The organism is Pseudovibrio sp. W74, assembly GCF_001623085.1.
In the GTDB taxonomy this organism is placed as follows: domain Bacteria; phylum Pseudomonadota; class Alphaproteobacteria; order Rhizobiales; family Stappiaceae; genus Pseudovibrio.
Genome location: NZ_LMCJ01000054.1, coordinates 37,527 through 47,757, shown reverse-complemented (window position 1 = coordinate 47,757; position 10,231 = coordinate 37,527). Strand labels below are relative to the sequence as shown.

The following is a 10,231-nucleotide window of genomic DNA, read 5'->3' as shown; positions in this document are numbered from 1 at the left end:
TGGGCCTGATCTTTACAACCAGATCTACAGGCGGTGATGATGATCAACTGGTACATCAATAAGACCATTCAATTTGGGCAGTGGATTGGCCGGGATCCGCGCAGAGCACACGGGTTTGCAGCTGCGCTTGATCTTTTGATGGTGTTTTTGGTGTGGAGTACGATCTCTGACTTTCTGTATGCGCAGCAGGTCATTGAGCTTGGACAAGACAACTTTGAAATTGCTCATGGCATCCAGGCTTTAGCGCTTGGATCTGTTGCGATCCCCATCGCTCATTTTGTCTTTACGCCCTGGGGTCATCAACGGCTGCAATGGTCTGTCAAAACATACCTCATTCTTATTTTCGGATCGCTCCTGATCTTTGCTATCGCCGGCAATCTATGGGCGCAATCAATTGGGCAAAGAGCGCAGGACGAAGGGTACCTACTTTGCCAGAACGAGTTCTTCGCACCGGCAAAATCCTTCCATACCTATGCGCGTCCGGACACTTTATGTCCCGCTGATGAATGGCACTCCAAACCCTATCCACCGCCGATAGTGATGCACCAACTCAATCCGCCAGATCACTCTTAATTCTTATGCTTCCATTGTTTTTTCCTTTGCCAGTGAGTTTGTTATGAATGCTATTGTCCAAATCCCGCAGCTCTTCCAGGAACAAGATCTGGCCTTCACCTTTGCCGCTCCTGCGCAGCCCAACGTGGAGTTACTGGTCACCGGGTTCTCGGCAACTGAGCGTCTCAATGGGCTCACGCAGATCCAGATTGAGCTTGCCAGCCATGACAACGCGCTGGATTTGCATAGCCTGCTGGATACGCCCGCCTCACTGACCATTCATCACAAATACGAGGGCCTGCGCCATCTCTCCGGGGTAGTCGCCGAGATTGCACGTGGTAATGAAGGCCATCACCGCACCAGTTATTCGCTCACACTGCTGCCCAGCCTACACCGGCTGGCCCATGGCTCTGACTGCCGGATCTTTCAGAAGAAAAGCGTGCCCGAGATCGTCAAGATCCTGCTGAAAGAACACGGTGTCGAGGATGTGAAGTGGGATCTGACGGATACCCACGCGGCCCGTGAATACTGCGTGCAGTACCGGGAAAGTCACTTAAGCTTTTTAGATCGCATCACGGCAGAAGAAGGTATCTGGTACTATTTCACCTATGGTGCCAATGGCCAGCATACGCTGCAGTTCATTGATAACCCGCAGATTGTCTCGCAGCTACCAGACCAGCCCAAGCTGGAATACAATGCCATGGCAGGCGGGGCTGTCAAAGGTGTCTATTGCAACAGCTTTGTCCTGCGTGAGCAGCTGCGAGCCACCAGCTTCATGCAGCGTGATTACTCGTTCAAGAACCCGCCTTACAACCAGCAACACGCCCATCAGCGCGGTGAGGACAACGGCTCTGCCGGAGATTATGCGCTCTATGAATATCCGGGGCGCTACAAGGCCGATGGTGTCGGCAAGCCCTTCACAAAACACCGGCTGGAGGCCGCGCGTGTTGAGGCCACCACAGGCCACGGGGCGACCAATGCCATCCACCTGACGGCAGGTCATCAGTTTGCGCTCACGGACCACCCGAACGACGACTACAACATCAAGTATCATTTGCTCACCGTCTCGCATCAGGGCAGTCAGCCGCAGGCCGTGGCTGAGGAGGCTGGCAGTGGCACCACCATTTACAGTGCCGGGTTTGAGGTGATGCCCGCGCGTCTGCCATACCGGCCCAAATTGCTTAAAAAGCCTTTGGTGGATGGCCCTCAGATCGCCCATGTCACCGGGCCGGAAGGTGAAGAGATTTACTGTGATGAACATGGCCGGGTCAAAGTCTGGTTCCCGTGGGACCGTCACGGCAAGAAGAACGATACTTCCTCCTGTTGGATCCGCGTGTCCTCCAACTGGGCTGGCGCCAGCTGGGGCCACATCGCCATCCCCCGCATTGGCCACGAGGTCATCGTAGACTTCCTCGAAGGCGACCCGGACCAGCCCATCATCACAGGGCGCACTTATCACAACAATAACAAGTCACCTTACCAACTGCCGGACCACAAAACTAAAATGGTCATTAGGTCCGACAGCCATAAAGGAGACGGGTTTAATGAGATCTCATTTGAGGATCAGTCCGGTGAAGAGCAGATCTATGTCCATGCCCAAAAAGACCAGGATATTCACGTCGAAAACAACCGCGCCAAGCGTGTTGATGTGAACCAGTCAGAAAGCATCGGCCACAACAAATCCATCGAAGTGGGCAACAGCCACCACGAAGTGATTGGCGGCAACATGACGCTCATGGTTGGTCCCAACAAGCTTCAGCAGTTCGTCACCGAGAAATTTAAAGCCGTAGAAAAAGCTCTTGGCAAGAAAATCGGCGGTATTGCCGGAACCCTCGGCAAGTTCGGCCTCAACATGGGCGAAGGCAATCTTGTCATCGGCGTTGGCAAAAACAAAGCTGAGACCGTGATGGCAACATCCTCCGAATTTGTAGGAACCGTAAAGGTTATGAATGTCGGAGCTGGATATCAACGTGCTGTTGGCGGAATGATGAACAGCTCGATCGCCATGGGGAAGTACGAGGATGTTGGCATGAACAAAACTACAGTGGTGGGCAAACGTTATGAAATTGTATGTGGTGGATGCAAAATCGTGATGAATAGTGATGGCACAATGCTGATTGAGGCTGAGAAAGAGCTCGTCCTCAAAGGCGGCAAAATTAAACTTAACTAGAGGGCCATAGCATGATGTATTCAGAAGCAGCACGGCTCTCCGATTTGGCTGATCACAAACAAAATCGGGATAGTAACCGAGATGACAGTTTTGCAATTAACGGAGTAAATTCATCCTCTGATATTACCGACTTTGAGTTGTCAGGCCCAGAAGCCCTTGCGAATATGACTCAACTCATTACTCAGATGAAAGGTTCAACGTTTGAGGTGGATGCAGGCTTTTTTGATGAAGTTGCGATGATGTTATCGGTGCTCGATTTGTTTGGTGCATCCTCAGATACCGGTTTAAGTTCTCAATCATTCGGGTTTAAGAACAACTCCTTCGCAGATGCCAAAGAAAGTTTCTTCACAGTAGATTACGTGAATGCCTTTGAAGCTTTCCCAGGCAGTGGGGAGAGTTTCGGTGAATGATTTTACCAAATTTTTGCAAAGTCAGCTTGGGATTGAAAATTCGTTACCATCACTCCCGTCAGATATCTCATTTCCAAGCTTACCGAATGAACTGCCTATCCCTAATATATGGCCTGACGAGGGAGTTTCCCCAAGTCAGACAGGCCCTTCAAAAACTCTAGAGCAGATTAAACGGTTGGTGCCCGATCAGGTGCATAATCGCCAAACCTTTCAAGATCAAAAGTGTGGGGTTGCGCAGGCTATCGACGAAAAAATCGATGAGTATGCCGCTATGGCGCAAGCACTTTTAGATCTTTCTGGTTGGAATGGGGAAGAGACGCAAGACAAAAAAATTGAGGAAATAAAGCAAGGACTTAATAGTACGATTGACTATATTGCGAAGCATTTCCCACTTGGTGATGCCCCTGTGCGGGAGCTTCAAGAGCAAAAAAGACATAAAGAAAGCATGTTGGCAAGTTTCAAAACTCAAAAAGCCAACGGCCCACACGCAAAATCCTTTGAAGCGTATTTAGACAAAGAAATCGATAGTCTTGAAAAAATAATCGCTGGGATTAATGCGGGCATCGCTCAACGAGGGAAACGAGTTGAGGACGCAGCTTTACATCGTGCTGAATCCTGGGAATCATTTAAAAGTTTCTTTGCCGAGGCTTACAAGGGGTTAATGGATCAGTTGACGCGTTGTGGGTTACTCAGCGCGGTCCAATACGCCCAATCGAAACTGGCAATCTTTGCCATAGAAACAGTAGTGCTGGCTGGGGTTGGCAAGGTGGTTTTAGGGGGTGTTACCTATGCTGCCAAAGGGTTCACAATACTTGTCAAAAAGGCTGATCGTACCTTTCGGGTGCGAGTGAACTCGGATGAGATCGATCCGGCAATAAGACAGCAACTTGACAATAAAGATCTTGGTAATCATGACGCAAGAGATATCGCAGATGGTGACGGTGGTAATCCCAAAAAAGTGGTCCGCAATGATGATGAGGAAATTGCAGCAAGATCTGGTGCGACAGCAGCACAAAAAGCAGCAAGAAAAAGAGTAGCTAGAAAGTTTTACGCAGATCAGAATATGGATGATGATGATATTAAAGCTGAACTTAATGGGATAGACTTTGGCTACCCTTTAACGCTCGAACCGGTCGGGAAGGGGCAGAAATTATATCAATATTTACGGGAGCCTGACCCGAGGTATACCCCCAATACAGGCAATTTTTTCACACCGGATGAGGGAATCCAGCCAACAAATTTAGGAATTGGTCCTCTTGGGCGTGAAAAAAAGCCCAGGCAGTTCGTAACCAGTAAAAACTGTACTGCATTAAAGTCAATTGCAAAGAAAATCGTTGATAAATGGACAGTACCCGGCACTCCGCAGCCAACCGTAGGGGGCGGTCGACAATGGCGTTTTAAATCCGGCTGCAGACCAACAATGAAAGATGAGGGTAAAGTTGTCTCCTATCGTTAAAATTGATTCAGTTACAGAGATGCTGCAAGCTTGCATCTATTTTCAACATCGTTTTCAGGAACTTTACAATATCTATAAGGATAATTGGTTTTTATCGATTGTTGAGCAGATGAAGTTCATAGAAGCCAACGCACGGGTTAAAGGTGAAGTGCAAAGAAAGCTTAAGCAAAAGATATTTAAGCAATACCGGCAAGCGGGCGAAGATGTGGAATCTATTAGTCCTGAGCTTGCTGATAAATGGGCGTGCTCTTTGCAAAAATTTGAAAGTTTTCAAATTGAAAATAAAGAAAATTACTATGATGAGCTGCAAGAAATATCTGCATTATGTAATAGTCATATGAGAAAACTAACTGATGAGAGCGACGATTTCAGGAAGTTAACAATACTAGATATTAGTATTTATAGTATTCAGGATAACTTGATTGAAGAAGAGGATATCGAAAAAGAAATTTATAGAGAAGACCTTAACTTTGGATTTCTCTCAAGAAGAGGATTAGATGGTTTAGATGAGGACCTGATTAATGAAGTCAGTGTCTTTTCCAAGTTTTTTTGGAGTAATTTAGGGAAGCAGTTTTAATCATGCCAGCTGCATATCGTAAAGGCGATATCGCCGCAGGTCATGGGTGTTTTCCGCCCACGCCTTCATCTGCCGGAAGCCCTGATGTGTTTGTAAATGCTATTGCTGTGGTGCGTGTCGGTGACGGCGTTATCCCGCATGGTTGCGGCAATTGTCCGCCTCATCCTCGTTCCATGTCAGCGGGATCTGGATCCGTGTTCGTCAATGGCCGTGCAGTGTGCCGAGTGGGCGATGCTGTTGGGTGTGGTGGCTCTGCTTCCGCTGGATCAGGGGATGTTGAAATTGGTGGCTGATCAAGACACATCAAAGCCTGGAGTATTTGACTTAGGAGAAGGCCTCACACCGGTAGATATATGGCAAGGCCTTCATGCCAGCGAACCTCTCTGGATTGCGTCTGCGGGCGTTGAGGGCGGCAAAGAAAATCAGACCCGTATTGACGAGACAGATCTAAGCCTTCTGAAGAAACTAGGATCCTTCCCTGCGAAAAGATGGGCTCAGATGTGTGATGGCATCGGCTGGACGGCGCTCGGCGCGGTAGCATTGTCCTGGTGCCAAAGTTCTAACGATCAAGCCTTCAAAGTCGCTTGGTCGAGCGCAGTAAACGATGAAAGACTCAGTGATAGTCAAAAGCGGGCATTAAAGTTGGCAAAGGCTTACGATTAAGACGGTACTCGGTGCACCTGAGTTAATGTCTCAAGAGTATCCTGATCACCTTGAGGTCCTGTCCCAGTGTTGGGATGAAGGAAACGTAAGTTCTTGCGTCAACACCACGTCAACCGCTGTACGCAGTTTGAACTGTACATAGCGCTGTTTGATGTCGTATAGTTCGTTAATGTCTTATGAGAGTTGCTAAGCGGTATCAGTCGCTTGTGAGCTAACTTATTGAAAAGTAACTTATAGTAGAATTTGCTATATTAGAGGCTCATAACCTGAAGGTCGTAGGTTCAAATCTTACCCCCGCAACCAAAGATACAAACCCGTTATCACTTAGATGACGGGTTTTTTGTTGTTTAAATTTTGAAACACAACAACTCCGGTTACCGCACCCTAGCCTTCATCTTTAAATGACTTGTCGCCATAGATGAAGCGGGGGCCGCGGCCGTAGCTGGAGGCGGCGTCTCCGGCGTTGTAGAGCTCGCATTTGTCCAGAGACAGGCAGCCGCAACCCATACAGTTGTCGTAAGACGGCTGATGAGAAACAGTTTTTCGCTACACTGTCTGAAGTTGGTTAAGTGACTGGTAGTTGATAGCGTAAGGAGCTATTGGCAGGCATCCGCGTAGTTCTATTGTGGGCTTAGACAAATCAAATAGATGGTCTTAACTTTAGATCAGGTGCATCAGGGGGGCATGAAACGGCCCATCCATGCTGTTCTTGAGGCTGGTGCGTCAAGTTTGCTAAATCCCTGTTTTTGCCAAAAGCGTATGGCTCTAGCATTTTTTGCATTTGCACCAACATGTACAGCTGCTACCTCGTATCGTGTTGCTTCTTGTAGCCATTTGTCAAGAAGTTGGGCACCCATACCTTGCCCTTGAATAACTGGAAGAAGGTTCATGTGTAGATGGGCAGGAAAACCTATAGAAATCTGTTCTGGTGTTTTCTCCGGAAAGTGGATCATCTGGCATCGGCGTTCTTCGGCTGTCCAGGTTGATCGCGTTTCTTCCTCTGGTAGCGGGTACTTTTGTCTTAAGCTGGGCCACCATTGAGATTCTAGAACTTCCTCAAATTCAATAGTATCGATGGTTCCAACACAATAGCCCACGACTTGATTTTGGCGCTCAATTACGTAAGAGAGTTGAGGAGAGAATTTTAAATATGGGGCAGAGTAAATGTGCCCCATCATTTTATAGTCAGCATACAAATGGCTTGCCTCACGACCTAAATGGCCTGTTTGAACTGAAATTCGGTAGAGTGCCTCTAAATCATCGGGAACAGCCCGTCGGATTTTGCTCATTTCAATGTTCCCAATCGATGCGCAATCACTTTTACATCTTATGAAGACTGAATACTGGTAGCAAGCTCAGGATGATCACGTCCAGCTATGAGCAAAATCTTCTTACCAACGCTGAACTTACACCCCGTTATCTAATATCCCCGATGCTGTAGAGTTACGTCATCGCACTGCGTTCTATTGAGAATTTGGTATCGTAGTCACGCAGAAGATAGAGAGTGAGAAGTCCGGCTAACATGGGCCATCCTGCGAAGAACAGGAGGTTGGGGCTTGTGAACGGGTCGAGATATCGCTCGTAAGATACAAGCGTCGATACGATATGCATGATTAAAAGAGCGCCTATTGAAAGGCGTTTTTTAAACCCGACGAGAAAGCAGATGACGATGAGCGCTTGTATTCCGCCGAGTATAAAAGAGAGAGCCTCGCTCATAGCTGAAAAGCCATAGAAAGCTTCGAAAGTCCTAGCTGTCGAGTCAGGGCTAAGGAATTTATTTAATGTCCAGAGGATGAACACAATAGATATACTCAAGCGCAAGCTAAAGAGAGACCAGATCAAAGGAAATTTAGGCACCGTGATTGTGTTCATACAAGTATACCTTTCAGTAGGTCACTAAAATACCCTGAAATCCAGAGCAACACTGATCAATCCTATGTATGCCGCCAGATCAGCAATTCAATTGCAAATAATCGACTTTTCAAGTCCTCACGGCGTTGTGACTAAGCAAGCAGGAGGTTCTGCAATCAATCCTGTGAGACGTGGCGGCACGTGCTGCTATCGCTTGCCGCCAATCGCTTTCAGGCTACGCGTTGGTTAGGTCTTGCTTCGCCATATCAAGGAGTTCTCGAAGAGTGTCTGCTGGCTCAGGACGTTTGGTGTAGTCTGGACTAATGTCAGCGTTCATGACTTTGCCTGTTTGGCTAACAATCAGGCGTGCCGGCATAGGGAGTTCCCAACTTCCATCTCCGTTAAAACTTGGTAGGTCGATACCGATCCCTCTATAAACCTTGCGCAGATCTTCAGGTAGAGAGAAAACGAGACCGAGCTTGCTGGTATAAAGACTACCAAGATCCGAAATGATATCGAAAGATAGATCTTTCTCGGTTTTGGTTTTGAGCGAAGCTGCTTGAGTTTGTGGCGAAATAATCAATATGTTGGCGCCAGCTTCTTGGAACTGCTGTGAAACTTCTTCCAGAGCTTCAAGCTCTAACATGCAATAAGGGCACCACGCTCCTCGGAAAATACTGATCACCAATGGGCCGTTCTTAAGCAACTCGTTAGAGTTGACTGGTGTACCATTCTGATTGGGCAAGGTGAAACCAGGAAGTGTATCGCCAACTTTAATAGTGCCATTCAAAATGCCTGATACCGCCAGATCTGCAGTAGCTCGGTCCATGACATCGCGAGTTTTCTGAGGCAGCTTTTTTTCGACTTGAGCTTTTAAGGTCGCAATTTTTTCATGTAAAGACATTGTAGATGTTTCCTCTACTTGGTTGAATTATGATCGGTCAAGTCAAACACTGCATGACTAAAGACTGGAAAACGGGGCTATCTTGTGACTCAATTCAAGACATGAAGATGAGAAGGACACGAGATTGATCAAGCCGATGATCGTTTCACCATTGCCTGAAAGCGGGCAAAGCGATTACTCGCGATCTGCTTATCAAGTCATATTTTCCAGTAGTGACAACGTTTGTTGGACAGTGTGAACCTGGGCCTTCGGACAAATATTATTTAGTGTGCTTTGGTCCTGAATAGATCAGATGAGGGAAATATGGCAGTACTGGCGTGCGTGATAAACTGGTTGTTCGGTCAACGCACTATTGCTCAGGAGCAATAATCTCAGGGGACCCTGAGTTGCTGGAGCATTGTATTGCTTTTGAATGCAGTGGGTTCAAACGACTGCTTTATAAGTGAGCTTCATGAGGGGCAATTGGAAGAGGTTGTTTGACTTCAGTATTTCTTCAAATGCTCCACGAGCGAGCGTACCCGGAAGGGAAGGAATGCACGAGATGGATATACCAAGAGGGTTTCCTGTGGTGATATCTCACAGGGCTTGAGGACGGCAACCAAAGCACCCGACTTTAGGGCGCTGGTCAGATATCCCTCAGCGAGCCTCGTGAACCCTAAACCTGCACATGCAGCAATCATTAGCGCTCGCCCATTATTGCTGGCCCAACGACCAGAAACCCGAACTTCAAACGTGTCGTCATTCCTGGCAAAGAGCCAGCGCAAGCCGGGTGTTATTAAACAAGAATGGGATACCAGATCCTCCGGCTCGTTTGGCTCTCCATGCTCTCTCAGATAATCAGGAGACGCACAAACCATCATCCGTCGGCTTCCAATCCTGCTAACTGTCAAATCAGGGTCTGATGGCATTCCATGACGAATAGCCAGGTCAAACTTTTCTCTGGCCAAGTCTACAGGCCGGTCACTTATTTCAAGGTCAAGTTCAACCTCAGGGTGCGATCTGGCAAAATCAGCAAGAGCACTGGCCACCCAAGTCTCGCCAAATATTCCCCCAGCAGCTACTCGGATACGCCCCTTTACCAGGTTTTGCTGTTCAGCTAAGTCAGCTGATAGTGCGTGTATATCTGCCAATATCGCTTTTGAACGCAGGTAATATTGCTCCCCGATATCTGTTAGATTCACGCTACGCGTCGTCCGGTGCAGCAATAGCACCCCTAAGCGATTTTCGAGATTGGAAACTCGGCGGCTAATGAATGATGTCGATACATCAAGAGACTCTGCAGCTCTTTTGAAACCACCGTTTTCAACGACAGCGCAAAACTCCATCAACCCATCAAGCTCTTTCATTGTTGCTCCTGAGCAATAGTGCGTTGACCGGATAACCGATTTATCACGCGTGCCAGTACTGCCATATATTCCTTAACCGATCCATTCAGGACCACAGCGAACAACAAAAACATAAGTCGGCAAATTGGGCCTGTCACGGCCCGGTTATCCTAATCAATCCTGAGAACTCCAGTGAACACTGCTCCCCGCAGATACTCTCACAGTTAAGAAGGTGGTGGCGTTGCCCTCTCAGACATCCTGCTATTTTGTCGATGGGTTGCTTCTGCGAGGGACGTCGCACTATGAGATCGCCTTGATTTCTA

At 47.7% G+C, this 10,231-nt stretch carries 10 protein-coding genes; 7 read left to right on the top strand and 3 right to left on the bottom strand.

What is annotated here, in order from left to right; genetic code table 11:
* Positions 1-36: 36 nt before the first annotated feature.
* The 7 genes from PsW74_RS22655 to PsW74_RS22625 are packed head-to-tail and all read left to right on the top strand — an operon-like array spanning position 37 to position 5,828.
* Positions 37-573, top strand: coding sequence for a hypothetical protein (locus PsW74_RS22655; protein WP_063288931.1), 537 nt, complete (start codon positions 37-39; stop codon positions 571-573).
* 43 nt (positions 574-616) lie between these two features.
* Positions 617-2,722 (top strand): type VI secretion system tip protein VgrG, encoded by a 2,106-nt coding sequence (locus PsW74_RS22650; protein ID WP_208988109.1) that lies wholly within the window; start codon positions 617-619, stop codon positions 2,720-2,722.
* An 11-nt stretch (positions 2,723-2,733) separates the two neighbouring features.
* On the top strand, positions 2,734-3,132 hold the full coding sequence (locus PsW74_RS22645) for a hypothetical protein (protein ID WP_063288930.1): 399 nt from the start codon (positions 2,734-2,736) through the stop codon (positions 3,130-3,132).
* Positions 3,125-4,588, top strand: a complete 1,464-nt coding sequence (locus tag PsW74_RS22640) for a polymorphic toxin type 46 domain-containing protein (protein ID WP_063288929.1) — start codon at positions 3,125-3,127, stop codon at positions 4,586-4,588. The genes PsW74_RS22645 and PsW74_RS22640 overlap by 8 nt, the downstream gene beginning before the upstream one ends.
* Positions 4,572-5,165 (top strand): hypothetical protein, encoded by a 594-nt coding sequence (locus PsW74_RS22635; RefSeq protein WP_063305873.1) that lies wholly within the window; start codon positions 4,572-4,574, stop codon positions 5,163-5,165. Before PsW74_RS22640 ends, PsW74_RS22635 begins: the two co-directional genes overlap by 17 nt.
* Positions 5,166-5,167: 2 nt before the next feature.
* Positions 5,168-5,458: a PAAR domain-containing protein gene (locus PsW74_RS22630; protein WP_063288927.1), complete on the top strand. Its 291-nt coding sequence runs from the start codon at positions 5,168-5,170 to the stop codon at positions 5,456-5,458.
* Positions 5,451-5,828 (top strand): hypothetical protein, encoded by a 378-nt coding sequence (locus tag PsW74_RS22625; protein WP_153041712.1) that lies wholly within the window; start codon positions 5,451-5,453, stop codon positions 5,826-5,828. The genes PsW74_RS22630 and PsW74_RS22625 overlap by 8 nt, the downstream gene beginning before the upstream one ends.
* 674 nt (positions 5,829-6,502) lie before the next feature.
* Here PsW74_RS22625 and PsW74_RS22620 read toward each other — a convergent pair.
* The 3 genes from PsW74_RS22620 to PsW74_RS22605 all read right to left on the bottom strand — a co-directional run bounded on the left by PsW74_RS22620 (position 6,503) and on the right by PsW74_RS22605 (position 9,929).
* On the bottom strand, positions 6,503-7,117 hold the full coding sequence (locus PsW74_RS22620; protein ID WP_063288925.1) for a GNAT family N-acetyltransferase: 615 nt from the start codon (positions 7,115-7,117) through the stop codon (positions 6,503-6,505).
* A gap of 797 nt (positions 7,118-7,914) precedes the next feature.
* On the bottom strand, positions 7,915-8,583 hold the full coding sequence (locus PsW74_RS22610) for a peroxiredoxin-like family protein (RefSeq protein WP_057465370.1): 669 nt from the start codon (positions 8,581-8,583) through the stop codon (positions 7,915-7,917).
* Between the two features lie 482 nt (positions 8,584-9,065).
* Positions 9,066-9,929: a LysR family transcriptional regulator gene (locus PsW74_RS22605; RefSeq protein WP_063288923.1), complete on the bottom strand. Its 864-nt coding sequence runs from the start codon at positions 9,927-9,929 to the stop codon at positions 9,066-9,068.
* Positions 9,930-10,231: the final 302 nt, after the last annotated feature.